This window comes from Kocuria sp. KH4, assembly GCF_053711175.1.
This window is the reverse complement of sequence record NZ_JBSJYX010000001.1, coordinates 264,987-289,089: the sequence shown is the minus strand read 5'-3', so window position 1 is coordinate 289,089 and position 24,103 is coordinate 264,987. Positions and strand designations below refer to the sequence as shown.

24 protein-coding genes are annotated in these 24,103 nt (G+C 70.9%); 18 read left to right on the top strand and 6 right to left on the bottom strand.

Translation table 11 applies throughout. The features are described from left to right. Positions 1–58 precede the first annotated feature (58 nt). Both purD and ACWCOM_RS01395 read left to right on the top strand, forming a co-directional pair. Complete coding sequence (purD, locus tag ACWCOM_RS01400; RefSeq protein ID WP_454546943.1) at positions 59–1,381, top strand: phosphoribosylamine--glycine ligase; 1,323 nt, start codon at positions 59–61, stop codon at positions 1,379–1,381. Continuing rightward, on the top strand, positions 1,378–2,358 hold the full coding sequence (locus ACWCOM_RS01395; RefSeq protein ID WP_454546942.1) for a phosphoribosylaminoimidazolesuccinocarboxamide synthase: 981 nt from the start codon (positions 1,378–1,380) through the stop codon (positions 2,356–2,358). Before purD ends, ACWCOM_RS01395 begins: the two co-directional genes overlap by 4 nt. 37 nt (positions 2,359–2,395) lie before the next feature. On the opposite strand, the gene ACWCOM_RS01390 is transcribed toward ACWCOM_RS01395, so the two are convergent. The 3 genes from ACWCOM_RS01390 to ACWCOM_RS01380 form a co-directional block, all read right to left on the bottom strand. Next, on the bottom strand, positions 2,396–2,737 hold the full coding sequence (locus tag ACWCOM_RS01390) for an MGMT family protein (protein ID WP_454546941.1): 342 nt from the start codon (positions 2,735–2,737) through the stop codon (positions 2,396–2,398). A 43-nt stretch (positions 2,738–2,780) separates the two neighbouring features. After that, on the bottom strand, positions 2,781–3,893 hold the full coding sequence (locus ACWCOM_RS01385) for a sensor histidine kinase (RefSeq protein WP_454546940.1): 1,113 nt from the start codon (positions 3,891–3,893) through the stop codon (positions 2,781–2,783). Between the two features lie 139 nt (positions 3,894–4,032). Beyond that, entirely contained in the window at positions 4,033–4,161 is a 129-nt protein-coding gene (locus ACWCOM_RS01380; protein WP_454546939.1) for a hypothetical protein, read from the bottom strand. Positions 4,162–4,380: 219 nt separating this feature from the next. Here ACWCOM_RS01380 and ACWCOM_RS01375 point away from each other — a divergent pair, with 219 nt between their 5' ends. Then, the gene (locus ACWCOM_RS01375) at positions 4,381–5,061 is read left to right on the top strand and encodes a response regulator (RefSeq protein WP_162459412.1); all 681 of its coding nucleotides are present in this window, start codon (positions 4,381–4,383) and stop codon (positions 5,059–5,061) included. 382 nt (positions 5,062–5,443) lie between these two features. Here the strand turns inward: ACWCOM_RS01375 and ACWCOM_RS01370 are convergent, their stop codons facing one another. Together ACWCOM_RS01370 and ACWCOM_RS01365 are read right to left on the bottom strand one after the other, a co-directional pair. Beyond that, positions 5,444–6,157 carry a FadR/GntR family transcriptional regulator gene (locus ACWCOM_RS01370; protein WP_454547084.1) on the bottom strand — a complete coding sequence of 238 codons (714 nt, stop codon included), beginning with the start codon at positions 6,155–6,157 and terminating at the stop codon, positions 5,444–5,446. A gap of 112 nt (positions 6,158–6,269) precedes the next feature. After that, on the bottom strand, positions 6,270–7,940 hold the full coding sequence (locus tag ACWCOM_RS01365; protein WP_454546938.1) for an L-lactate permease: 1,671 nt from the start codon (positions 7,938–7,940) through the stop codon (positions 6,270–6,272). A 270-nt stretch (positions 7,941–8,210) separates the two neighbouring features. Here ACWCOM_RS01365 and ACWCOM_RS01360 point away from each other — a divergent pair, with 270 nt between their 5' ends. The 4 genes from ACWCOM_RS01360 to ACWCOM_RS01345 all read left to right on the top strand — a co-directional run bounded on the left by ACWCOM_RS01360 (position 8,211) and on the right by ACWCOM_RS01345 (position 12,598). Next, positions 8,211–9,074 (top strand): (Fe-S)-binding protein, encoded by an 864-nt coding sequence (locus ACWCOM_RS01360; RefSeq protein ID WP_454546937.1) that lies wholly within the window; start codon positions 8,211–8,213, stop codon positions 9,072–9,074. Further along, positions 9,071–10,660, top strand: a complete 1,590-nt coding sequence (locus tag ACWCOM_RS01355) for a LutB/LldF family L-lactate oxidation iron-sulfur protein (protein ID WP_454546936.1) — start codon at positions 9,071–9,073, stop codon at positions 10,658–10,660. The genes ACWCOM_RS01360 and ACWCOM_RS01355 overlap by 4 nt, the downstream gene beginning before the upstream one ends. After that, entirely contained in the window at positions 10,657–11,301 is a 645-nt protein-coding gene (locus tag ACWCOM_RS01350) for a LutC/YkgG family protein (RefSeq protein WP_454546935.1), read from the top strand. The genes ACWCOM_RS01355 and ACWCOM_RS01350 overlap by 4 nt, the downstream gene beginning before the upstream one ends. 97 nt (positions 11,302–11,398) lie before the next feature. Continuing rightward, the gene (locus ACWCOM_RS01345; RefSeq protein ID WP_454546933.1) at positions 11,399–12,598 is read left to right on the top strand and encodes a glycoside hydrolase family 26 protein; all 1,200 of its coding nucleotides are present in this window, start codon (positions 11,399–11,401) and stop codon (positions 12,596–12,598) included. A 25-nt stretch (positions 12,599–12,623) separates the two neighbouring features. On the opposite strand, the gene ACWCOM_RS01340 is transcribed toward ACWCOM_RS01345, so the two are convergent. After that, complete coding sequence (locus ACWCOM_RS01340) at positions 12,624–13,436, bottom strand: VOC family protein (RefSeq protein ID WP_454546932.1); 813 nt, start codon at positions 13,434–13,436, stop codon at positions 12,624–12,626. A gap of 200 nt (positions 13,437–13,636) precedes the next feature. On the opposite strand from ACWCOM_RS01340, the gene ACWCOM_RS01335 reads away from it, so the two are divergent. The 11 genes from ACWCOM_RS01335 to ACWCOM_RS01285 all read left to right on the top strand — a co-directional run bounded on the left by ACWCOM_RS01335 (position 13,637) and on the right by ACWCOM_RS01285 (position 23,959). Next, the gene (locus tag ACWCOM_RS01335) at positions 13,637–14,830 is read left to right on the top strand and encodes a glycosyltransferase (RefSeq protein ID WP_454546931.1); all 1,194 of its coding nucleotides are present in this window, start codon (positions 13,637–13,639) and stop codon (positions 14,828–14,830) included. 255 nt (positions 14,831–15,085) lie between these two features. Then, the gene (locus ACWCOM_RS01330) at positions 15,086–15,781 is read left to right on the top strand and encodes a prepilin peptidase (protein WP_454546930.1); all 696 of its coding nucleotides are present in this window, start codon (positions 15,086–15,088) and stop codon (positions 15,779–15,781) included. Between the two features lie 248 nt (positions 15,782–16,029). Further along, positions 16,030–16,239 carry a Flp family type IVb pilin gene (locus ACWCOM_RS01325; RefSeq protein WP_454546929.1) on the top strand — a complete coding sequence of 70 codons (210 nt, stop codon included), beginning with the start codon at positions 16,030–16,032 and terminating at the stop codon, positions 16,237–16,239. Between the two features lie 127 nt (positions 16,240–16,366). After that, positions 16,367–16,738 carry a TadE family protein gene (locus ACWCOM_RS01320; RefSeq protein WP_454546928.1) on the top strand — a complete coding sequence of 124 codons (372 nt, stop codon included), beginning with the start codon at positions 16,367–16,369 and terminating at the stop codon, positions 16,736–16,738. Then, entirely contained in the window at positions 16,726–17,775 is a 1,050-nt protein-coding gene (locus ACWCOM_RS01315; RefSeq protein WP_454546927.1) for a pilus assembly protein TadG-related protein, read from the top strand. The genes ACWCOM_RS01320 and ACWCOM_RS01315 overlap by 13 nt, the downstream gene beginning before the upstream one ends. Before the next feature lie 70 nt (positions 17,776–17,845). Then, positions 17,846–18,592 (top strand): Flp pilus assembly protein CpaB, encoded by a 747-nt coding sequence (gene cpaB / locus ACWCOM_RS01310; RefSeq protein ID WP_454546926.1) that lies wholly within the window; start codon positions 17,846–17,848, stop codon positions 18,590–18,592. Further along, entirely contained in the window at positions 18,589–19,818 is a 1,230-nt protein-coding gene (locus ACWCOM_RS01305; protein WP_454546925.1) for an AAA family ATPase, read from the top strand. The genes cpaB and ACWCOM_RS01305 overlap by 4 nt, the downstream gene beginning before the upstream one ends. Beyond that, the gene (locus tag ACWCOM_RS01300; protein ID WP_454546924.1) at positions 19,815–21,356 is read left to right on the top strand and encodes a CpaF family protein; all 1,542 of its coding nucleotides are present in this window, start codon (positions 19,815–19,817) and stop codon (positions 21,354–21,356) included. Before ACWCOM_RS01305 ends, ACWCOM_RS01300 begins: the two co-directional genes overlap by 4 nt. Next, the gene (locus ACWCOM_RS01295; RefSeq protein WP_454546923.1) at positions 21,356–22,303 is read left to right on the top strand and encodes a type II secretion system F family protein; all 948 of its coding nucleotides are present in this window, start codon (positions 21,356–21,358) and stop codon (positions 22,301–22,303) included. Before ACWCOM_RS01300 ends, ACWCOM_RS01295 begins: the two co-directional genes overlap by 1 nt. A gap of 28 nt (positions 22,304–22,331) precedes the next feature. Continuing rightward, positions 22,332–23,201, top strand: coding sequence for a type II secretion system F family protein (locus ACWCOM_RS01290; RefSeq protein ID WP_454546922.1), 870 nt, complete (start codon positions 22,332–22,334; stop codon positions 23,199–23,201). A 5-nt stretch (positions 23,202–23,206) separates the two neighbouring features. Further along, positions 23,207–23,959 (top strand): class F sortase, encoded by a 753-nt coding sequence (locus ACWCOM_RS01285; RefSeq protein WP_454546921.1) that lies wholly within the window; start codon positions 23,207–23,209, stop codon positions 23,957–23,959. Positions 23,960–24,103: the final 144 nt, after the last annotated feature.

Genomic DNA, 24,103 nt, shown 5'->3' with positions numbered 1-24,103 from the left:
CGCGGAGGGCCCCGGCGGCGATGTGTCGGATGCCGTCGTCGACCACTAGCCTGAGGGCGTGAAGGTTCTGGTACTGGGCCCCGGAGGCCGCGAACACGCAATCATCCGCGCACTGCTGGCAGATCCGGAGGTGGCGCAGGTGCACTGCGCGCCGGGCAACGCCGGCATCGCGCAGCTCGTCCCGGTCCACGCCGTGGACGCCGCCGACCCCGCGGCGGTCACGGCCCTCGCCCGCGAGCTCGCCGCCGACCTCGTCGTGGTCGGCCCCGAGGCGCCCCTGGTCGCCGGCGTGGCGGACGCCCTGCGCGCGGCCGGCTTCCCCGTCTTCGGCCCCTCGCAGGCCGCGGCGCGGCTCGAGGGGTCGAAGGCCTTCGCCAAGGAGGTTATGGCCGCGGCCGGCGTGCCCACCGCGATGGCCCGGGTGGCCACCACCGAGGACGAGGCCGCCGACGCCCTCGACACCTTCGGGGCGCCCTACGTCGTCAAGGACGACGGGCTCGCCGCCGGCAAGGGCGTGGTCGTCACCTCCGACCGCGCGGCCGCCCTCGAGCACGCCGCCGCCTGCTTCGCGGCGGGCGGGTCCGTGGTGGTCGAGGAGTTCCTCGACGGGCCCGAGGTGTCCCTGTTCGTGCTCACCGACGGCTCCCGGGTGATCCCGCTGAGCCCGGCCCAGGACTTCAAACGGATCCGCGACGACGACGAGGGCCCCAACACCGGCGGCATGGGCGCCTACACGCCGCTGCCCTGGCTGCCGGAGGGCTTCGTGGACGAGGTCGTGGAGCGGGTGGCCCGCCCCACGGTCGACGAGATGCGCCGCCGGGGGACGCCCTTCGTCGGCGTGCTGTACTGCGGGCTGGCGGTGACCGGCCGCGGGCTGCGCGTCATCGAGTTCAACGCCCGCTTCGGCGACCCGGAGACCCAGGCCGTGCTGGCCCGGCTCGCCACCCCGCTCGGGCGGCTCCTGCTCGACGCCGCCTCCGGCCGGCTCGACGAGGCCGAGCGGCTGCGCTGGCGCCCGGAGTCCGCCGTCGCCGTCGTCGTCGCCGCGCAGGACTACCCCGACGCTCCCCGCACGGGCGACCCCATCGGCGGGCTCGAGCAGGCCGAGGCGCTCGAGGGCGTCCATGTGGTCCACGCCGGCACCGCGGTGGCCGGCGAGGGCCCGCACGCCGGGCGGATCCTCTCCGCCGGCGGGCGCGTGCTCTCCGTGGTCGCCCTCGGCGCGGACCTGGAGGCCGCCCGCGAGCGCGCCTACCGCGGCGTGGGGCTGGTCGAGCTGGAGGGCTCCCAGCACCGCACCGACATCGCCCTGAAGGCCGCCCGGGGGACGATCACCGTCCCCGGCGCCCCCGATCCCCGACCCCGGCAGGAGCAGGCATGAGCGAGCACGGCACCGTCACCACGCCACCGCAGATCCCCGGCTGGACCCACCTCTACTCGGGCAAGGTCCGGGAGCTCTACGTCCCGGACGAGTCGCGGCTGCGGGCCACGGGGGTGGCCATCCACGACAACGCCGAGTACCGGGCGGGCTCCGTCCTGGTCGTCGCCACGGACCGGATCAGCGCGTTCGACGAGGTCGTGCCCACGCTGATCCCGGACAAGGGCACGATCCTCACGCAGCTGTCCCTGTGGTGGTTCGAGCAGCTCTCCGGGGTGCCCAACCACGTCCTCACCACCGACGTGCCCGAGCCCGTGCGAGGGCGTGCCGTGGTCTGCAAGAACCTCTCGATGTTCCCGGTCGAGTGCATCGCCCGCGGCTACCTGACGGGCTCGGGGCTCAAGGACTACCGGGCGTCCGGGGAGGTCAGCGGGATCCGGCTGCCCGAGGGTCTGGTGGACGGCTCCCGTCTGGCCGAGCCGATCTTCACCCCGACCGGCAAGGCGGAGGTGGGCGAGCACGACCTGCCCATCACGTTCCAGGAGATGGCCGACGTGGTGGGCCGCGCGGTGGCCGACCGGCTGCGCGAGCTCACGCTGACGATCTACGGCGCCGCCGAGGAGATCGCCCGCGAACGCGGGATCATCGTGGCGGACACCAAGGTCGAGTTCGGCCTGGACTCCTACCGCGGCGCCATCACCCTGGGCGACGAGGTGCTCACCCCCGACTCCTCCCGCTTCTGGGACGCGGAGACCTACGCGCCGGGACAGGCCCAGCCGTCCTTCGACAAGCAGTACGTGCGGGACTGGCTGCGCTCGGACGAGTCCGGATGGACGGGCACGGGCCCGGTGCCGCAGCTGCCGGACGACGTCGTGGAGAGGACCCGGGCGCGCTACGTCGAGGCGTTCGAGCGGCTCACCGGCCGGTCCTTCGACCCGGCGGGCGGCTTCTTCGAGGTGGCCGGGCCGCCGGAGTACTGAGCCGGCGCGGGCGCCCGGGACCCGAGCGTCCCGGGGCTCAGGCGCCCGGGGTCCCGGGGGTCCACAGCGCGCGGGCCATGTCCACGCGCACCAGGTGCCGCTCGTCCTCGAGCAGCGGCGTGCCCTCCGCGCGGTACCGCTCCCGGGCCTCGGCCTGCAGGTGGTCGGCGAGGGTGCCCTGCACGGTGACCACCCGCCACCACGGCAGCGGCGCGCCGGTGGGGTTGCGCGCCATGAGCGTGCCGACCACCCGCGGGGAGCGGCACTCGGCGAGCTCCGCCACGTCCCGGTAGGACAGCACCCGCCCCGGGGGGATGGTGGCGACGACGTCGGCCACCCGCTGCGCCAGCCCGTGCGGGCCGGCAGGCGACCCGGTCACAGGGCCTCCCCCACGGGGCCGCCGGCACGGGGCGCGCCGTCCGTCACAGGGCCTCCCGGCCGTCCACGGGCAGGCAGACGTCGAGCACCCACTGCCCGCCCTCGGGCCCGCTCTCGGCGTGGCCGCCCAGCAGCGAGACGCGCTCGGTGATCCCGCGCAGGCCCAGCCCCGAGGACAGCTCGGAGGACCGGCTTCCCGCGTGCGGGGACGAGCGGGGGAGCGGGTTCGTGACCCGCAGCTTCAGTTCGTGGTCGTCGGCCGCCACGGAGATCAGGCAGCGGGACCCGCGCGGGGCGTACTTGATGATGTTGGTGACGGACTCCTGCAGGATGCGGGCCGCCGTGCCGCGCACGGTCGTGGGCGTGGCCTCCAGGTCCCCGGTGAGTGCCACCTGGGGGTCGAAGCGCAGGTCCCGCAGGCTCGCCGCGAGGGAGGTGACCACCTGGTCCAGGCTGCCGATGGCCAGGCCCGCGCCCGTCACGTCGCGGGGGTGGTCGCCGTCGTTCTCGTCCCGCAGCAGCCGCAGCAGCACCCGCAGCTCGTGCAGGGCCGAGCGGGCCGCGCCCTCCACGGTCTCCAGGACCTGGTGCAGCTCCCCGACGTCCTCGGAGCGGCGCCGGCTCATGGTCTGCATGGTGATGAGCGTGAGCTCGTGGGCGACCACGTCGTGCAGGTCCCGGGCCAGGGCCTGCCGCTCGTCCTCCCGCAGCCGCTGGTTGAGGATTTCCAGGTCACGGACCCGTTGCTCGTTACGACGGCGCTGCTGCCGGAAGAAGCGCATGGCTCCGCCAACCAGCGCGGCGACCAGCAAGGCATTTGCCGTGGACCAGAACAGGGAGCTGTTGAAGGCACCACCGACCATGGATGCGGCAACCGCCCACGCGAGGTAGACCAGCAGATGCGCCGTGATGAAGTGACGCGACGCGGTGGCCATGACGGCGATCGTCACCAGGCAGGTCGTGATGATGACCGATCCATAATTTTGGATGATCAGCGAGGTGAACAGACATGCGACGGAGGTCACCGAAGCCCAGGATGATCGCCACGCGATCATTCCAATGGCGGCGTAGGAAAGCACACCATCCAGCGTCATCATCAGGTCGGCCTGGGCGTCGCCCGTGAAGTGCAGGGCGAGATAGCGCAGGTCATCGAGCATGACAATCAGCGCATAAACGACCAGCACCCCGGACAACCACCGAGGAATGGGCTCGGCGTGAAAGAACGAAGTTCTTCCGGCTGTCCGGGGCGCTGGTCGTATGGATGCGATTACATTCGCCACACCCACAAGTCTTACATCAGCAGAAGACAGGCCACCAGCTGCACACGACGTAACGCGGTGCGGCATTGGCGGGGGCGGCAGGGGCGACGACCAGGGTGGTGGCGACGAGCGTAGCGGCGAGGGCGCTGGTGATCTTCTTCTTCACGGGGGGCTCCTTGGATCACGAGAGCAGCACCGGATCGGGGGGATGCGGCCGGCACGGGGGGAGAGATGTCCCGGCTACAAGGGGGGTGTGCTGCTCTGGTAATGACAACTTTGCCAACGTTAACAGTTGGGGTCCAGCAACCTTTGTCCAGACCCTTCGTGACTTAAGTCGAAGATGACGTATTGCACTTTGGGGGACAGGGAAAAATAGACTGTGCGGGTGACTGATACCAGAGTTCTCGTCGTGGACGACCAGCCGCTGATGCTGGAGGCCCTGAAGTCCTTCTTCTCCGCCGAGCCGGGGTTCGACGTCATCGGGACGGCGTCCAACGGACGTGAGGCCGTCGACCGCTGTCTGGTGTCCGATCCGGACGTGGTGCTGATGGACATGAAGATGCCCGTGATGGACGGCATCGAGGCCACCCGGGAGATCACCTCCCGCAGCCCCCGGTCGAAGGTGCTGGCCCTCACCACGTTCTCCACCCTGGAGTTCGTGGTGCCGGCCCTGCGCGCGGGCGCCGCCGGCTACCTCGTCAAGGACGCCCGCCCGGACGAGATCATCACGGCGGTGAACCAGGTCCTCGACAACGAGATCGCGCTCTCGCCGGCCATCGCCCGGGCCCTGGCGGACAACGTGATCTCCGTGCCGGACCAGCAGCAGGCGCGCTCGGCGGACGACGCCCTGCGCTCGCTGCTGACCGACCGGGAGATGGAGACCGTGACGCTGCTGGCCCAGGGGCTCAGCAACCGGGAGATCGCCGAGCAGATGCACGTCTCCGAGGGCAGCGTGAAGGCCTACCTCGGCCGGGTGTGCGAGAAGTTCGGCGTGCGGGACCGCGTGCAGGCGCTCATCAAGGCGTACCAGAGCGGTCTCGTGGATCCCCAGCTGCGCGACCTCTGAGTCCCCGCCCGGCCCGCGGGGCCGCGGTCCGGCCGGAAGTCCAGCCGCAATGTAGACGAAAGTGTATTCATCTGCATGTGGACGTCGGGCAGAATCGTCAGTGCGAGCAGAGAAAAGAAGTCGGTGGACGAGCGAGAGACGTCCCCACGGTGCACGGCCCGTCCCCCCATGAGGCCCTGCATCCGACCGGATGGTCCACCGACCTGCTCACGGTAGGGGGCCGCCCCGGGATAGTCCCCCCTGGACCGGGATGCGGCCGCGCAAGGCTTGGATCACCTTGCACCCCCACGGCCGAGGCCCCCTACCGTGCAACCTCGCCGAGGAGCACCACGGCCCCACCGGTTCCGGTGGGGCCGTTCTCATGTCCCCGGACGGGGACCGGTCAGTTTCCTCCGTCCTCGCCGGCGCGGCGGTGGCCGAAGAACCAGGTGATGTGCTCCCGCAGCGCGGCGGCCGCGTCCTGCCCCCGCCGCTCCTGGAAGGCCCGCAGGATCTCGTGGTGCTGCCGCTGCAGGGTGCCGCGGACCTGCGGCCAGTCCTCCTCCAGCCCCGCCACCGTCTCCTGGACGTAGCCGATCGTGGCCTGGCGCAGCGAGGACATGACGGTCTCGACCACCACGTTGCCCGCCAGCGAGGAGAGCAGGACGTGGTAGGCGGCGTCGTGGGCGTGGAACTGCTCGTCGGGCAGCAGCGGGTCGTCCATGGCCGCCACCAGCTCGGCCGCGCGCCCGAGCGCCGCCGCCCGCTCGGGGGTCTCCGGGGCGGTCGCCGCCTCCAGGGCCGACTGCGTCTCCAGCAGCAGCCGGGTCTGCACCAGGTCCCGCACCGGCAGGGACCGGGTGGCCACGTGCAGGCGCAGGGCCCAGCCCAGGGCGGCCGAGGGCTCCGAGATGACGACCGCGCCGGCGGCCGGGCCGGAGCCGGTCGAGGACCGGACGAGGCCCATGGCGTCGAGGATGCGGATCGCCTCCCGCACCGAGGCGCGGGAGATGCCGAACTCCTCGGCGAGCTGGCGCTCCCCGGGCAGCTTGTCGCCCACCGAGATCTCCCCGGAGCGCAGGCGTTCCTCGAGCCAGTCGAGGACGACGGTGTACATGCGCGAGGCCGTGGGCACGGGCTGCTCCTGACGTTGGACGAGATGCGCTCCAGTCTAGGGAACGGGTGAGGCCCCGCCGGCTCCGGGAATCCGGCGGGGCCGCACGGGGCGTTCAGGAGGTGGGCACCATCCAGGCCAGCACGTTGGACTGCAGGAACACCAGGGTGCACAGCAGGACCAGCAGGCCCAGCGACCACCAGACGACGGAGCGGAAGATCGCGGACTCCCTGCCCTCCATGCCCACGGCGGTCGCGGCGATGGCGAGGGACTGCGGGGAGATCATCTTGCCGACCACGCCGCCGGAGGTGTTCGCCGCGGTCATCAGGTGCGGGTCCAGCCCGGTGCCCTCGGCGGCGGTCTTCTGCAGGTTGGAGAACAGCGCGTTGGCGGAGGTGTCCGAGCCCGTCACGGCGGTGCCGAGCCAGCCGAGCACGGGGGAGAAGAAGGCGAAGGCCGCGCCGATGCCGGCCACCCACGTCCCGATGGAGATGGTCTGCCCGGAGGTGTTCATCACGTAGGCCAGCGAGAGCACGCTCATGATCGTCAGCGCGGAGAAGCGCATCTTCCAGAACGAGCGTCCGATCTCGGCGACCGCCTCGCCGACCGACAGCCGGAAGCGGCCGCCGGCGGTGAACGCCGAGTAGACCACCGCCACGAGCAGGCCCGTGAGCAGCAGCAGCGTCCCGGGGCTGGAGAGCCACTGCAGCTTGTACACCGTGCTGCCGAGCGGCTCGCCCCCGGCGTCCACCAGGCGCCCGTCCAGACCGGGCCAGGGGATCGAGACGTCGGTCCCGGCCAGGGCGGCCGGCACGTCCGCGCCGAGGGTCCACAGCTTGGCCACGCCGAACACGGCCACCACCAGCACGTAGGGCAGCACGGCCATCCACACACGGGCCGGGGTCAGACCCTCGGGTGCCGGCGGCTTGTCCACGCCCAGGCGCGCGCGGACGCCGTCGGCGCCCGTCGGCCGCCAGAAGCGCAGGAGGACCACGGCCGCGGCCAGGCCCACGAGGGACGCGACCACGTCGGTGAGCTCGTAGGAGAAGTAGGTCGCGGTCCACCACTGGGCGACGGCGAAGGACACGCCGATCACGAGGGCGGCGAGCCAGGCCTCCTGGAGCCCGCGGAGGCCGTCGATGATGAACAGCAGGATGAAGGGCACGAGCACCGCGAAGAACGGCGCCTGGTGGCCGACGACCGCGCCGATCCGGGCGGGGTCCAGCCCGGTGAGCACGCCCGCGGTGGTGATCGGGATGGCGATCGCCCCGAAGGCCACGGGGGCGGTGTTGGCGATCAGCACCACGGTGGCCGTCTTCAGCGGCTTGAGCCCCAGGGCCAGGATCATCGTGGCCGTGATCGCCACGGGCGCGCCGAAGCCGGCGAGGGCCTCCAGCAGGCCGCCGAAGCAGAAGGCGATGAGCACCGCCTGGATCCGCAGGTCCCCGCCGCCGATGGTGTCGAAGATCGTCCGCAGGTCCTCGAAGCGACCGCTGAGCACCGTGACCTGGTAGAACCACAGCGCCATGACCACGATCCACACGATCGGGAACAGGCCGTAGACCGCCCCCTGCGTCGCCGAGAGCAGGGCCAGTCCCGGCGGCATCCCGAAGGCCAGGACGGCCACGACGACCGCCGCCGCGAGGGCCGTGGCCCCGGAGACGTGGGCGCGGGCCTTCACGCCCAGGAGCATGACGAAGAAGGTGAGCAGCGGGACGGTGCCGACCAGGGCCGAGAGCGCGACGCTCCCGCCGACGGCGTCGGTCATCGAGGTGAAGGTGGTCACGCGGTCTCCGAAGGGGACGAGGGCGGGCGGGGCACGGGCCCCGGGGCACGACCGCCTATGGTCGGACCACAGGCGTTCGAGCACGAACAGTACATGAGGCAGGTCACACGCCCAAGCTCGACGCGGGTCCGACGCCGGCCGGGTGGCCCGCGATTGTGTGACCGCCCTCACCGGTCTAGCATGGTCAGACCACAGGTGGCGCCGGTGCGCCGCCCGTCGATTCCACACCGTCTTTCCCACACCGTCCGACCTGCACCGTCCGGAGGCCGCATGAGAATCGCACTGTTCGCCACGTGCATCGTGGACGCGATGTACCCGAAGGTCGCACTGGCCACCGTGCGCGTGCTCGAGCGGCTCGGCCACGAGGTGGTGTTCCCGCCCGGCCAGGGGTGCTGCTCCCAGATGCACGTCAACAGCGGCTACCTGGACGACGCCCTGCCGGTGGTCCGCAACCACGTGCACGCCTTCTCCGCCGCCGACTACGACGTGGCCGTGGCCCCCTCGGGCTCCTGCGTGGCCTCCCTGGGCCACCAGCAGCCGATGGTGGCCCGGGCCGGCGGCGACGAGGACCTGGCCCAGCAGGCCGAGGCCGTCGCCGCGAACACCTACGAGCTCTCCCAGCTGCTCACGGACGTGCTCGGCGTGACCGACGCGGCCGCCCAGCTCGGCTCCTGGTTCCCGCACACGGTGACCTACCACCCCTCCTGCCACGGGATGCGCCTGCTGCGCCTGGGCGACCGGCAGCGGGACCTGATCGCCTCGGTCGCCGACCTCCGGTTCGTGCCGCTGCCCGACGCCGAGGAGTGCTGCGGGTTCGGCGGGACCTTCTCCTTCAAGGTCCCGGAGGTCTCCGCGGCGATGGCCGAGGAGAAGATCGACAACATCGCGGCCACCGGCGCGCAGCTGTGCACCGGGGGCGACGCCTCCTGCCTCATGCACCTGGGCGGGGCCATGGCCCGCCGGGACACCGGGGTGACCACGGTGCACTTCGCCGAGATTCTCGCCTCCACCCGGAGCAACCCGCTGGAGGTCTCCGGGCCGGTCGAGCTGTCCATCCCGTCCCCGACGGCGCGCCGCACGGCGTCGTCGTCGCGCCCGTCCGCCCCGTCCGCCGCCCGAGGAGACGCCCGATGAGCCGCACCGCCCTGGGCATGCCCGCCGTCCGCCCCGTCCACGGGCAGGGCAACCTGCACGCGTCCACCGCCTTCCCCGCCGCCGCGAAGGCGGAGCTGGGCAACGCGCAGATGCGCGCCAACATCCGCCACGCCACCCACACCATCCGCGGCAAGCGGGCACGGGTGGCCGGCGAGCTGCCGGACTGGCAGGAGCTGCGCGCCGCCGGCTCCGCGATCAAGGAGCGCGTCATGGCGCACCTGCCGGAGCTGCTCGAGGAGTTCGAGCGCAACGTCACGGCCCGCGGCGGCACCGTGCACTGGGCCCGGGACGCGGAGGAGGCCAACCGGATCGTCACCGGGCTCGTGCAGGCCACCGGCTCCACCGACGTCATCAAGATCAAGTCCATGGCCACGCAGGAGATCGGCCTCGACCAGCACCTGTCCGCGGCCGGGATCGAGGCCACCGAGACGGACCTGGCCGAGCTCATCGTGCAGCTGGGCCGCGACAAGCCCTCCCACATCCTCGTCCCGGCCATCCACAAGAACCGGCACGAGATCCGCGACATCTTCCTCCAGGAGATGCCCGAAACCGACGAGTCCCTGACCTCCGAGCCGCGCGACCTGGCCGAGGCGGCCCGGTCCCACCTGCGGGAGAAGTTCCTCTCCACCTCGGTGGCGATCTCCGGGGCCAACTTCGGCGTGGCCGAGACCGGGACGCTGACCGTGGTGGAGTCCGAGGGCAACGGGCGGATGTGCCTGACCCTGCCCGAGACCCTGATCACCGTGATGGGCATCGAGAAGATCGTGCCCACCTTCACCGACCTCGAGGTCTTCCTGCAGCTGCTCCCGCGCTCCTCCACCGGCGAGCGGATGAACCCCTACACCTCGATGTGGACCGGGGTCACCCCCGGCGACGGGCCGCAGGACGTGCACGTGGTGCTGCTGGACAACGGCCGCTCCGCCGTGCTCTCCGACCCCCAGGGGCGCTCCGCGCTGCACTGCATCCGCTGCTCGGCGTGCCTGAACGTCTGCCCCGTCTACGAGCAGACCGGCGGCCACGCCTACGGCTCCACCTACCCGGGGCCGATCGGGGCGATCCTCTCCCCGCAGCTCACCGGCATCACCTCCGAGCAGAACGCCTCGCTGCCCTACGCGTCCTCGCTGTGCGGGGCCTGCTACGACGTGTGCCCGGTGAAGATCAACATTCCCGAGATCCTCGTGCACCTGCGCGACGAGGACGTGCGCACCCGCCACGGCGAACGGCCCGACGACGGCGCCGCCGCCGAGTCGCGGTCCCGGCGCGCGCCGCAGGTCCGGTCCCAGATGGACCTGATGATGAAGGGAGCGTCCTTCATGATGTCCTCCGGCACGCGGATGGCGCTGGCCGAGAAGGGCCTGCCCCTGGGGCGGGCCGTGGCCGGGCGGGACCGGGCCATCTCCTGGCTGCCCGGCGTGGTGGGCGGCTGGACCGAGCAGCGGGACATCCCCGCCCCGCCGAAGCAGTCCTTCCGCAACTGGTGGGCCCGGCACGGCGACGAGACCGAGCAGCGGCTGGCCCAGGACGGGGTCCCGGGTGCCGCGGCCGACGAGGAGGGGAGCGCATGAGCACCGACGCGAAGACCGAGATCCTGGCCCGCATCCGCGGCGCGCTGGGCGACGCCCCGGCGGTCCCGGAGGTCGGGCGCACCTACCGCCGGGCCTCCGGCCGGGCGCGCGCGGACATCGTCGACATGCTCGAGGACCGGCTCGTCGACTACAAGGCCACCGTGCACCGGGAGTCGCCCGCGTCCCTGCCGGGCCGGATCGCCGCGCTGCTGGGCGCCTCCTCCCGCTACGTGGTGCCCGAGGGCCTGGACCGCTCCTGGCTGCCGGAGGAGACCGGCATGCGGCGGGCGCTCGTGGACCCCAACGACGCCCGGGCCGCCTCGGCGCTGGGGGTGCGCGAGCTCAACGCGGTGGACGCCGTGGTCACCTCCTCCACGGTCTCCTGCGCCGAGACCGGCACGATCTTCCTCACCGGCCGTCCCGACGAGGGCCGGCGGGCGATCAGCCTGGTCCCGGACCACCACATCTGCGTGGTGGCCCTGGACTCGGTGGTCGAGCTGGTCCCGGAGGCGCTGGCCCGGGTCGAGCCGACCGCCCCGATCACGATGATCTCCGGGCCCTCCGCGACCTCGGACATCGAGCTCGAGCGGGTCGAGGGCGTGCACGGGCCCCGGCGGCTGGACGTGATCCTGCTCGGCTGACCCGGCGGGCCGCCCGCCCCGAGGTGTCGTCCGTCCCGGTGTGTCGTCCCCGGCGCAGTTCCATGATTTGCGATGAAGAAATGCCTAAGCTGACGGCGTGAAGGAATCCTCGATCGTCGCCGTGGTCGTCATCGGCGCCCTGGCGCTGGGCGGCGGCACCATCGCCACGCAGCTCTCCGCCCGCGCCGAGCAGCAGGCCCAGCCGGCGCCGCCGCCGGTGTGCACCGTCCTGGACCGCTCCGAGCTGGCCCCCGGGTCCGGGGCCCTCTACGGCGTGAACCTGGACTGGGAGGACAAGCCGCTGGCCGACTACGCCGACCGGCTCGGCCACCGGCCGGCGGTCTCCGTGTCCTTCACCGGCTTCCCCTACGACGAGCGTGGGCACGACTACCTGCGGATGGCGGCCGACCAGGTCCGCGCCGACGGGCAGATGCTGCTGCTGACCCTCGAGCCCGAGGGCGGGCTCGAGGACGTGACCGACGAGGCCGTGCAGGCCCTGACGGCCGATCTCGCGGCGATCAACGAGTCCGGGGTGCCGGTCGTCGTGCGCTTCGCCCACGAGATGAACGGCTCCTGGTACGCCTGGGGCCAGCAGCCGGCCGCCTACGTGGAGGCCTACCGGCGGGTGGCCGAGGCGGTGCACGAACGGGCCCCCGGGTCGGCGATGATGTGGGCCCCCAACTACGGAGGCGGCTATCCGTTCGCCGGCGGGCAGCACGAGGCCGAGCCCGGCACCGCCGACTTCGCCGCCCTGGACACCGACGGGAACGGCGAGCTGACCATGGCCGACGACCCGTACGCCCCGTACTACCCGGGCGACGACGCCGTGGACTGGGTGGGCATGTCCCTGTACCACTGGGGCGACCAGCACCCCTGGGGGGAGAACGAGCTCCCCGAGGCCGGCAAGTTCGCCGCCCAGCTCACGGGCACCTACGACGGCGCCGGCGGCGATGACAGCGCCGTCCCCGACTTCTACGCCGAGTACGGGGAGCGGCGCGGCAAGCCCGTGGCCATCCCGGAGACCGCCGCCCTCTACAACCCGGCCGTGGGCGGCGCCGAGGAGCTGGCGATCAAGCAGGCGTGGTGGGAGCAGGTCTTCGACCCGTCGATGCCGCAGGACTTCCCGCAGCTGAAGATGATCAGCTGGTTCGAGTGGGACAAGCACGAGGTGGAGATCGACGGGCCCGTGGACTGGACGACCACCAACACCGCCGCCGTGCGCGAGGCCTTCACCGCGGACCTGCCCGACTGGCTGCGCTGGGGACCCGAGGAGAGCTGCACCGCGCCCGGTCCCTGAGCCGGGCGCGGTGCAGGCCCGTCGGCTACATCGACTCGGACGGGGTCATGACCACGAAGGCCTCGCCGTCCGGGCCGGTCGCCACGGCCATCCGCCCGTACTCGAAGTCGGACGGCTCCGCGGTGATCGAGCCCCCGGCGCGGCGCACGCGCTCCGCGGCGGCGTCGACGTCCTCCACCTGGAACGCCACGCCCCATCCCTGCTGGGCGCCGTCCGTGCTGGGGTCCGGGCCGCCGATACCGCCGGCGGGCCGCTCACCGCCCGGCACGCTGAACATGGCGTAGGGCATGGAGTCGTCGCCGATGTCCTGGTACTCGTAGTCGAACACGCTCGCGTAGAATCCCCGGGCCGCGTCGGGGTCGCCGGTCATGAGGTCGCACCAGGCCACGGTGCCGGGCTCGTCCACGCGGCGGAAGCCGGTGTGCTCCTCGGCCTGCCACATCCCGAAGGTGGCGCCCGTGGGGTCGTTCCACATCCCCATGGACCCGTAGGAGCCGACCTGCATGGGCTCGTAGACCTGCGTGGCCCCGGCCTCCGCGGCCTTCGCGGCGTGGGCGGAGATGTCATCGGTGGCGAGGTAGACCGACCACACGTGCGGGGAGCCCTCCATGCCCTCCGTGGTGGGGGAGAGCCCGGCGACGGCGTCACCGTCGGCGCTGCCGCCGTTGCCGTTGCCGTCGAGCAGGGCGTTGCAGTAGCCGCCGTACTCGGGCTGGGACTCGGAGTACGTCCAGCCGAGGACGTCGCGGTAGAAGGCCTGGGTGCGCTCCAGGTCGGAGGCCATCAGGTCCACCCAGCAGGGCGTGCCGGCGGGCCAGGGATTCGTATGCGTGCTCATGTCGATCGTCCTCCGCAGAACCGATGGATGGTATGCGCCGAAGAACCGGACCGGCCGGTGTGACCTCCGACACGATCCATGCTAGGAACAGCCCCGGACGCGCTAACGGGCCGAGCGGACACGTGACGCGTGGGTCCTCCCGGCGTCGTCGTGCCCGGGAGCGCGCGGATCCGGGCGGCGCTCACCAGGAGGGACGGACCATGAGGATGATGCTGCTGACCGCGGGATCCCGCGGGGACGTGGAGCCGTTCGCCGCCCTGGCCCGTCGCGCTGCTGCGCACGGGCACGAGGTCCGGCTCGCCGTCCCCGAGAACCCGGGGGCGGATCTGTCCGGGCTCGACACGGTGGGCCTGGAGGTCGACGTCCAGCGGCTGATCGGCACGCAGGGCGTCTCGCCGTGGCGGGCCGTGCGCTCCTACCGCACCGAGGTGGGCCCCGGCATGCGCCGGATGCTCTCCGCCGCCGTCCGCGAGACCCTGGCCTACCGGCCCGACATGGTCGTGCACCACCCCAAGATCCTCACCGCCCCTTTGGTCGCCGACGCGCTCGGCGTTCCCCACGTGGTGGTGGAGACCGTGCCCGTCCTCACCCCCACCCGGGAGTTCCCCGCGCCGGGGGTGGTCACCCACGACCTCGGGCCGTTCAACCGGTGCACCTACGCGGTCACCCGCAGCGCTGGGCGGATGTTCCGCCGCGACGTCGAGCGGGCGTGCGCACAGCTGCCCGGCTGCTCCGCCGGGGCCGCGCCCTCCGCCCCGGCGGCGTCGCTGGTCCCCATCAGCCCGCAGCTGCTGCACCGGCCCGCCGACTGGCCCGCTACGACCCACCTCACGGGCGCGTGGCACGACGACGCCGGCGCTGCACCGCTCGATCCTGACGTGCTCCGATTCCTGCGGGGCGGGGAGCACCTGGTGGCGACCTTCGGCTCCATGGCCGCCGGTGACCCGCTGGCCCGGGGGAGAGCAGTGGTGGAGGCCGCCCGCGCCCACGGTCTGCGGACCCTGCTGCTCACGGGCTGGGGCGGCCTCGACCTGCCCGACGCGCTGCGCGGCGACGACGTGCACGTCACCCGATCCGTGCCGCTGGACGCGGCGCTGACCGGGGCGGCGCTCGCCGTCCACCACGGCGGGGCCGGGACCGTGCACACCGTGGCCCGGGCCGGCGTTCCGCACGTGGTCGTGCCCTTCCTCGCCGACCAGCCGTTCTGGGGCCGGCAGCTGCACCGGCGCGGGCTCGCCGCGGCGCCCATTCCCCGGAAGCGGCTGACTGCGGAGCGGCTCACGGCGGCGGTCGTCGAGGCGCTCGCCTGTACAGCCACCGCTGAGCAGGTAGGGCAGGAGATCTGGCAGGAGCGCGGCCTGCAGACGGCGCTCGACGTCGTGCTCTCGTGCTGAATCGGGACGTGCGCAGAACACCGGTCGCTGTCGTCGGCAGGTAAAGCCGACTTTCGGGCTCCCGCCGATTCGTCATGAATGCTGGTGCGCATTCTCGGACGCTCTGACTCTTTTTCCCGGAAATGCCGTGCGACCTGCTTCGACACCGGACCGGGCCCGCGCTCGGTTAGGGTCGGTGCCGTACCGCGCCCCTCATCGGGGGACAGCAGTTCACCGGGCGACCGCCGAAGCGCCCACGAACCCGAGGGGCCGTCCGTGGAGACCGTCGTCAACGCCGCACCGCTGTGGCTCCTCGTCGCCACCGGGCTGACCGGCGCGGTGCTCGGAGCGTTCCTGCCCCGTGTGGTCGTCCGCTACAGCCCCGCGGTGGACGAGCCGCTGCCGGCTCCGTCCCGGCCGGTGCTCGCCACGGCCACCGCGGCCCTGTTCGTCCTGGTGGCGGCGGTTCTCGGCTCCTCGTGGGAGCTGCCGGCGTACCTGTTCTTCGCCGCGGTCGCCGTGGTGCTCGCCGTGATCGACCTGCGTCACCATCTGCTGCCCAACGCCGTGGTGCTGCCCGCGCTGGGCGTCGGCTTCGTGCTCCTCGCCTGCGCCGCCGCAGGTGAGGGCGCATGGGGTGGCGTGGTGCGGGCCGTGCTCGGCGCCGTCGCCCTCTTCGTCCTGTACCTCGTGTTGGCGCTGATCTCGCCGGCCGGCCTCGGCATGGGCGACGTCAAGCTGGCCGCGGTGCTCGGCCTCTTCCTCGGCTACCAGGGGTGGGGGGCGCTGTTCGTCGGTGCCGTCCTGGCGTCCGTCATCGGGGCGGTCGTGGGCCTGGCCGTGCTGGCGTCCCGCCGCGGGGGCCTGCGCAGCGACGTCCCGTTCGGCCCGTCGATGCTGGCCGGCGCCCTGCTGGCCGTGGCGGTGGGAGAGCAGGTGGCCCGGTCGTACCTGCTGCCGGGCCTGTACTGACGCCGTTCGGGGGACAAGTCCCCCTCAGTGGTGGTCGATGCAGACGCATGCAGTGTCCCACTAGGCATTACGTCGCTCTTTGACGTCCCCCAAACTGCATGCGTTCGAATGCTTGTCACTTTGCAATCGCTACCGCTATCTTTTCTACAGGTCGGTAGGCAAGCGGCAGACAGATCCCGCAAGACGCGAATGCCAAGGGCTCGTCCTACGACCCAACCCCCTTTTCTCTCTTACTCTGAGGACTCATCATGCTGCCCATTCTCGTCACCCTGCAGTACGTCGCCGACGCCAAGAACTCCATCGTGGACCGCCTGACCCGCGAGGAGAAGGGCGCCACCGCCGTCGAGTACGGCCTGATCGTCGGTCTGATGGCCGTCATCATCGTCGCCGCTTTCCTCATCCTCGGCCCCAAGATCAACTCCCTGTTCACCAACCTCGACTTCGGGGACGCCAACTAGCGATTGCACTCGGAAGGCTCTCGTCCGAGGATCTTCCAGTCTGCGTCGCGGCGCCTGGCAAGGCGCCGCGACGCTCCCTGCTTCTGGTACTCCAAACCCCCGGCTCCTTTTCCACCAAGGACGTGCAATGACCATCTGGAACTCGCAGCGCGGGGCCGCAGCCGTGGAGTTCGCATTGGTCCTACCGATGTTGCTCGTGATTCTGCTGGGCATCATCGAATGCGGCCGTGCCTACAACGTCCAGATCAGCCTCACCCATGCAGCCAGGGAGACCGCGCGCACCATGGCGATCGAGAACGTCTGGGGCGACGCCGTCAGCCGCGGAAGGACGGCGGCACCGTCCGTCGCCCTCACGACAACGGACTTTGCCGCCGCGCCAACCGTGTGCCTCCCAGGGCAGCAGATATCGGTGACCGTGACACACGAACTCCAGACTCTTACCGGTATCGCGAACGGTGTGTCCCTCAAGGGGAAGGCAGCCATGCGATGCGGCGGCTGATCGACCACTTGTTTCGTGCCCGCAAGATCCACCGCACGAACAGTGAACGAGGGGCCGTGGCCGTCATGACAGCTGTGTCACTCGTCGTGCTGTTACTGGCAGCCGCGATCGCCATCGACGTCGGACTGATGTACGAGGAGCGCGCGCAACTGCAGTCCTCCGCCGATGCCGCGGCCCTCGCCGTGGCGCAGGACTGCGCGGCCGGCGACCCTTGTCAAGCTGCGGCCATGCTGACGCGCGCGCGCCAGTACGCTGTCGCGAACGTGCGTGATACCACCGTCGATGTGGATCAGCCGGTCAGGACCGGCAGCACAGTCAAGGTCGCGGTGCACTCCCTCGACTCAGACGGCGCCGGATCCCTCGCCCTGAATTTCGGGTTCGTCACGGGACAGGACGAGGCGTACGTGTCCGCGGCGGCCAAGGCCTCCTGGCGCGCTCCGTACCGAGGGACTGCTGCCCTTCCCTTCATCTTCTCCCGGTGCGATTTCCACCTCGGGACCGGCCCACAGGTGCTGCAGATGCACAGCGGCAGCAACGGTAACGGTAACGGGAATGGCAAGACCAAGAAGAGCGACGGCACCGACATGGAGGAGTGCGGGTACAAGGCCACCTCCGGTCACAACCTGCCCGGTGGCTTCGGCGTCATCGACAGCAATTCCTGCCAGGCGCTCGTCGAGATCGGTCAAAAATCCTACTCTGATCCCGGTAACAGCATCCCCGGCGAGTGCAAGACCAAACTGCCCACGTTGAAGGGCCAAACGATCCTCCTGCCCATCTACAACGATCTTGGCGCAACCGGCAACAACGGATGGTATCGCCCGGACGGATGGGCTGCCTTCAAGTTGCTCGGCTGGAACTTTCCCTCCACCTCGGAGGGCAACACGACACCGGGTGCCACCTGCACTAATCCCTGCACTGGCGTGGTCGGCGAGTTCGTCCGCTTCGTCGGCCTCGATGAGGCGGAGTTCGAGTTGCCCGAGACCGGCGACCCCACGCCCACCGACTACGGCGTGGTCGTCGTGGGACTCGACGAGTAGGACAACCAGAGATGTTCCACAGCGCCCGATTTCCATCACTCCCCATCCCCTCGATCTCGGGAAGAACACCGTGAAGATCCGCATTCTCGCCGGCTTTGTGATGGCCGTCCTGGCCATCGCCGGCTTGGTCCTCGTCACCACCTACGTCGGCGCGGCCGACGCCCGGGCCCTGGACGACCAGGAACCCCGCGAGGTCTACCTCGTGACCGCGCCGATTTCCGAGGGCACTCCCGTGGAGGAGTTCGGAGAGTCCATCGCCGTGCATACGGTGCCCGCCGCCGTGGTACCGGAAGGCGCGCTGTCCTCTTTGGACGGCCAAAACGGCAAGGTCGCCGGCGTGGACCTGCAGCCGGGAGAGCAGCTGCTCGACTCGCGATTGGTCGACCCTGAGGCTCTCGAAGCTCCCGGAACCATGCCGGTCCCGGACGGACTGCAGGAAGTGACCGTCCAGCTGGACGCTCCCCGCGTGGTCGGTGGCCAGCTCGCAGCCGGGGACCGGGTCGGACTGTTCGTCTCCTTCGAAAGCGACGACAACCGGCAGGCCCGGACCGCCAAGGACCTGGACAAGATTCTCGTCACCTCGGTACAGGGCGCACCGACTGCGACCGCTCCCGCGGAGGGAGAAGCTGATGCCGAGGTCAGCGGCAATGAGGCCCCCGCCGTGCCGGAGGGCTCCATGCTTGTCACTTTCGCCGTCAACGCCGACACCGCCGAGAAGATCGTCTACGCCTCCGAGTTCGGCCGGATCTGGCTCTCCCTCGAGCCCGAGGACGCCGAGGAGAACGCCAACGGCGCCACGCGGGAGGACTTCTCATGAGCCGCCTGTTGCTGGTCACCGGCGACCCTGCCTACGACGCCCGCTTTCGTCAGGCTGTCCAGGGTCGACTGCCCGGCGAGGTGCAGACCGTGCTCGGCACCGCCCTGCCGTCCACTCCGGACGAGCTGCTCGGACGCTCCATCGGCGAGCTTCCTTCGGCGGTCGTCCTCGGTCCCGGCGTGGATCTCTACGAAGCCCTGCGCCTGGGCGGCGTCTTCGACATCCAGCGCCCCGAGGTCGCCCTCGTCCTGGTGGTGCCGGGGGACATGTCCTTGGCCGTGGCCGCGATGCGCGCCGGCTTCCGCGACGTGCTCGACCTCGACGCCGATCCCGATGGCATCCTCGGCACTCTGTCCCGTGTCCTGGACGCCGCGGAGTCCCGCCGCCGCGTGCTCCCTACCAGCGGTCCGGCGACCGGGAGTATGCATGCCGTGCCGTCGGCCCGTCGCGACGACTCGCGCACCATCGTCGTGACCTCGCCCAAGGGCGGGGTCGGCAAGACCACGGTGGCCACCAACCTGGCCGTGGGACTGGGCCGGATCGCGCCCATGAGCACGGTCATCGTGGACCTGGACGTCCAGTTCGGGGACGTCGCCGCCGCGCTGCGGCTGGCCCCCGAGCACTCGCTGACCGAGGCGGTGAGCGGCCCGTCCGTCGACGACGCCCTGGTGCTCAAAACTTTCCTCACCGTGCACCCTGCTTCCATCTACGCCCTGTGCACTCCTGCCAATCCGGCGGAGGGCGAGCTGGTGGGCGCCGCCCAGGTGGCGCACCTGCTCGAGCAGCTGTCCGGTCAGTTCCAGTACGTCGTCGTGGACACCGCTCCGGGCATGGGCGAGCACGCGCTCGCCGCGCTGGAGGCGGCCACCGACGTCGTCTTTCTCACCGGGATGGACGTCCCCGGGGTGCGTGGACTCCGCAAGCAGATGGACCTGCTCGGGGAGATCGACCTCGTCCCGCCGAGGGCGCAGGTCGTCGTCAATGCCGCCGACCGCAACACCGGGCTGTCGGTGCAGGACGTCGAGGCCACGATCCGCGCCTCGGTCGACCACGTGGTCCCGCGCTCCCGCATGGCCGCCTACGCCACCAACCGTGGCGAGCCCCTGCTGCTGCACGCGCCCAAGGACAAGGCCGCCCGGCAGCTGCAGGCCCTCGTCGACTCCTTCGCTCCCCAGCGCTCCGCATCCCGGCGGGGCCCGTCACGGAAGGCTCTGGTCCGCTCGTGAAGCTCGCCGAACGCCTGGCCGCCGCTCGCGGCGAGACCCTTCCCCCGCCCCAAGTGGCTCCTGCTCCTCCTGCCCGGACAGCAGAAGATCAGGGCGGTTCCGTTCATCTGCTTGAGGCGGAGATCGTCACGTCGCCGGCCGAGGACTTTCCTCCGGCTGCGGATAGCGCGCCGGCCCTGAGCTCACTCGTGCTTCCTTCCGCTGCCCCGGAGGCACCGGCGGTGCCGGCCGAGCCGGCCCCGCGGATGCAGACCGGTAAGGTCGACGCGCTGGCCGGTTTGAAGCACCGGGTCAAGCAGGAGCTGCTGGACCGCATCGGTTCCCGGCAGTCGGACTCGAGCCTCTCCGACATCCAGCTGAAGGACTTCGCCACCAAGGAGCTCACGCGGATCGTCGCCGAGGAGCAGGTGCCGATGTCCTCCGAGGAGCGGATCCGCTTGATCCGCTCCGTCAGCGACGACGTGCTCGGCTACGGACCGCTGCAGGAGCTGCTCGACGACGACTCGGTCACCGAGATCATGGTCAACGGCCCGGACCAGATCTTCGTCGAGCAGAAGGGCAAGGTCACCCTGTCCGAGTCGACGTTCGCCTCCGAGCAGGACCTGCGCCACGTCATCGAGAAGATCGTCACCCAGGTGGGCCGGCGCATCGACGAGTCCTCGCCGCTGGTCGACGCGCGCCTGCCCGACGGCTCGCGCGTCAACGCGGTCATCCCGCCGCTGGCCGTGAAGGGGTCGTCCCTGACGATCCGCAAGTTCGCCAAGGACCCGCTCACCGTCGAGGACCTCATCCGCTTCGGGTTGGTGTCCCCCCAGATGGCCGAGCTGCTCCGGGCGTGCGTCGAGGCACATCTCAACATCCTCGTGGCCGGGGGCACCGGCACCGGCAAGACCACGATGCTCAACGTCATGTCCTCCTTCATTCCGCACGGTGAGCGCATCGTGACGATCGAGGACGCCGTGGAGCTGCAGCTGCAGCAGGACCACGTGGTCCAGCTCGAGTCGCGGCCGGCCAACATCGAGGGCCGCGGGGAGATCACCATCCGCGACCTGCTGAAGAACTCCCTGCGCATGCGGCCCGACCGGATCGTGGTGGGGGAGTGCCGCGGCGGTGAGGCGCTGGACATGCTCCAGGCCATGAACACGGGCCACGACGGGTCGATTTCGACCATCCACGCCAATTCCCCGCGTGACACCATCTCGCGTCTGGAGACCCTCGTGATGATGGCCGGCATGGACCTGCCGCAGCGGGCCATCCGGGAGCAGATCGCCTCGGCCATCCACGTGGTCGTCCAGCTCTCCCGCCTGCGCGACGGCACCCGCCGGGTCACCCACATCACCGAGATCCAGGGCATGGAGGGGGAGACCGTGACGCTGCAGGACGCCTTCCTCTTCGACTGGGACGCCGGCGTGGACCCGCGGACCGGCCGGTTCCGCGGCACGACCCGCTCCACCGGGGTGCGGCCGCGCTTCGTGGACAAGTTCGAGGACTACGGCATCAAGCTCCACCCCTCCGTCTTCGACCCGGGACGGCGCTGATGGCACCGCTGCTGGTCGGCGTCGCCCTGCTGGTGCTCGCCGGGCTGCTCGGGCTGTTCGTGGTCTTCCGCTCCCGCACCCCGCGGCTGCCCATGGACCGGCGCCGGCCCCCACGCGGGCCCAGAGAGCTGGACAGCTCGCAGCTGTCCCGGCTTTCGGGCGTGACCACCGAAGCGGTCGCGGAGTTCCTGGAGCGCAAGGGCTGGACCCGCAAGGTCGCCGCGGCGCTCGAGAACGCCGGGATCAAGTCCTCGCCCGCCGACTTCCTGGTGCTGGTCGTCATCGGCATGGTCGTCGCGGCTGCCGCCGGGACCCTCGCCGGTGGCCTGCTGCTCGGGCTGCTGTTCCTTTTGGCGGCTCCACTGGTGGCCAAGGTCGGCGTCGGCTTCCTCACGAACCGGCGCAAGCGGATCTTTGCCGATCAGCTCGACAACACCCTCCAGCTGTTCTCTGGCTCCTTGCGGGCCGGCCACTCGCTGCTGCGGGCTGTCGACGCGGTGGCCAGGGAGTCCGAAGCGCCGACGTCCGAGGAGCTGACGCGGATCGTCAACGAGACCCGGCTCGGTATGGACCTCGACGACTCCCTTGACCAGGCGGCCAAGCGCATGGACTCTCAGGACTTCTCGTGGGTTGCCCAGGCGATCGGCATCCACCGCGAGGTCGGCGGTGATCTCGCCGAGGTGCTCGACCGCGTGGCGGGCACCATCCGTGAGCGCAACCAGATCCGGCGGCAGGTCAAGACGCTCTCGGCGGAGGGCAAGATGTCCGCCTACATCCTCATGTTGCTGCCCGTACTGATCGTCGCAATCCTGTCACTGATCGCTCCGGACTACATCTCCCAGTTCGTCACGAGCGGCATCCTTGGCTACGCACTGATCGTCGTCGCGCTGCTGATGTTCGCGATCGGCGGTTTCTGGATGTCGCGGATCGTCAAGATCACCTTCTGAGCCCCCGCCCTGACCTGAAGGACGTTCCATGACTGCCCTCCTATTCGGCCTATTCCTCCTCGCCGGTGCCGCGGTCTTGGCCATCTGGCTCGCCGTCGGCGTGCGCTGGGGCGGGGACCGACTGGTCCGGCTCAATCTGCGTGCAGGGTTCGAGAGCGCCGGTGCCGGAACGCCCCGTGATGCCCCGGAATTCGGCTGGGCTCGCCGCTTCACGACCACCAACGGACAGGAGCGGCTCGAGAACCTCCACTCCAAGGCCGGCCGGCCGGCGGAGTGGCCGATCGTCCGGCTCTTGGCCTATAAGGTGTACGCCCTGGGCGCGGCCCTCCTCATGGGCTTCCTGCTCCTGGCGGTTACCAACGGCAACGGCATGATTCTGCTCATCACCGTGGTCATGGTGCCCGTGGGGTACTTCCTGCCTGAACTGCTGCTCTACTCCCGAGGGATCGAGCGGCAGAAAGCGATCGGACTTGAGCTCGCCGACACCCTCGACCAGATGATGATCGCCGTGGAGGCCGGCCTTGGCTTCGAGTCCGCGATGGCCCGTGCCGGGCACAACGGCAAGGGCCCGCTCGCGGAGGAACTCGTGCGCACCCTGCAGGAGATGCGCGTGGGCATTCCGCGCCGCGACGCCTACCTGGCGCTCGAACAGCGCACCGACGTACCCGACCTGCGGCAGTTCACCCGTGCGGTGATCCAGGCCGACGCCTACGGCATCTCCATCTCGACGGTGCTGCGCACGCAGGCCAACGAGATGCGGGTGAAGCGGCGCCAGCGGGCCGAGGAGGCGGCGCAGAAGATCCCGACCAAGATCCTCATTCCGTTGATGCTGTTCATCCTGCCGGTGCTCTTCCTCACCGTGCTGGGGCCGACCGTGCTCAACGTCCTGAAGATGTGAGCGGAATGCTGAAGACCATCGATCCTACGAGGCCGAAGAAGTTCTCCGTCCTTCCTGCCCTCCTCGCCCTCGTCTCCCTCGTCGCCACCGGTCTGCTCGTGCAGCAGCAGCTGAACGGGTCCGTCGTCCTCGGCGGGGACGTCCAGCACGCGGACCCCACCTCGGTGAGCGCCCCCGGCCCGCTCTCCACCTCCTCCTCGACCGCGAACGACGCCCGGACGGCCGGTGATCCGGGCCCCGGTACCGGCGTCAACGGGCCGGAGACCTGCGGCGATCTGTTCACCCGGGCGCGGGTGTGCTCCCCGTCGATCGGCGTGGACGCGGACCTCGAAACCGTCGGCACGGACGGGAGCGGGGCCATGGTCGTGCCCACCCACCCGGACCGGGCGGCGATCGGCTGGTACGAGGAATCGTCCCCGATCGGCGCCGCGCAGGGCAACGCCGTGCTGGCCGGCCACGTGGACCACCCCGCGGAGGCTCCCGCCTTGGGCACCCTGTACACCGCGCGGCCGGGCCAGAAGTTGTGGGTCTCCGACGGGGCCGGTGCCGTGCACTCCTACACGGTGGTCGCCGTGCGGGAGCCGTCCCCGCGGACCGCGCTGCCGCAGGACGTCTTCGAGCTCACCGGCGAGCCCGGGCTGTCCCTGATCACCTGCTCCGGCGACTACGTCCGCCCCGACGGCTCGCCCACGTGGTCCTACACCAACAACCTGGTGGTGGACCTCGCCCTCGACCCGCAGACGGCGCCCGTCCCGTGACGCGGTGCGCGACGTGACACTGTCCGCTCTTGCGGGTACACCGCCCGTCGCACGGCGTCTTCCACGGGACACCGACACCCCATGCAATTACATTGGTAAACGACGGTGGTCCCCTCGCCGATCCGTCACGATCCCCCCTCGCCA

Coding starts and splice junctions, on each gene's coding strand:
- ACWCOM_RS01395 (WP_454546942.1), top strand. CDS start 1,378: ATGAGCGAGCACGGCACCGTCACCACGCCACCGCAGATCCCCGGCTGG.
- ACWCOM_RS01385 (WP_454546940.1), bottom strand. CDS start 3,893: ATGCTCGATGACCTGCGCTATCTCGCCCTGCACTTCACGGGCGACGCC.
- ACWCOM_RS01370 (WP_454547084.1), bottom strand. CDS start 6,157: ATGTACACCGTCGTCCTCGACTGGCTCGAGGAACGCCTGCGCTCCGGG.
- ACWCOM_RS01360 (WP_454546937.1), top strand. CDS start 8,211: ATGAGAATCGCACTGTTCGCCACGTGCATCGTGGACGCGATGTACCCG.
- ACWCOM_RS01355 (WP_454546936.1), top strand. CDS start 9,071: ATGAGCCGCACCGCCCTGGGCATGCCCGCCGTCCGCCCCGTCCACGGG.
- ACWCOM_RS01350 (WP_454546935.1), top strand. CDS start 10,657: ATGAGCACCGACGCGAAGACCGAGATCCTGGCCCGCATCCGCGGCGCG.
- ACWCOM_RS01340 (WP_454546932.1), bottom strand. CDS start 13,436: ATGAGCACGCATACGAATCCCTGGCCCGCCGGCACGCCCTGCTGGGTG.
- ACWCOM_RS01335 (WP_454546931.1), top strand. CDS start 13,637: ATGAGGATGATGCTGCTGACCGCGGGATCCCGCGGGGACGTGGAGCCG.
- ACWCOM_RS01325 (WP_454546929.1), top strand. CDS start 16,030: ATGCTGCCCATTCTCGTCACCCTGCAGTACGTCGCCGACGCCAAGAAC.
- ACWCOM_RS01320 (WP_454546928.1), top strand. CDS start 16,367: ATGACCATCTGGAACTCGCAGCGCGGGGCCGCAGCCGTGGAGTTCGCA.
- ACWCOM_RS01315 (WP_454546927.1), top strand. CDS start 16,726: ATGCGGCGGCTGATCGACCACTTGTTTCGTGCCCGCAAGATCCACCGC.
- ACWCOM_RS01305 (WP_454546925.1), top strand. CDS start 18,589: ATGAGCCGCCTGTTGCTGGTCACCGGCGACCCTGCCTACGACGCCCGC.
- ACWCOM_RS01295 (WP_454546923.1), top strand. CDS start 21,356: ATGGCACCGCTGCTGGTCGGCGTCGCCCTGCTGGTGCTCGCCGGGCTG.
- ACWCOM_RS01290 (WP_454546922.1), top strand. CDS start 22,332: ATGACTGCCCTCCTATTCGGCCTATTCCTCCTCGCCGGTGCCGCGGTC.
- ACWCOM_RS01285 (WP_454546921.1), top strand. CDS start 23,207: ATGCTGAAGACCATCGATCCTACGAGGCCGAAGAAGTTCTCCGTCCTT.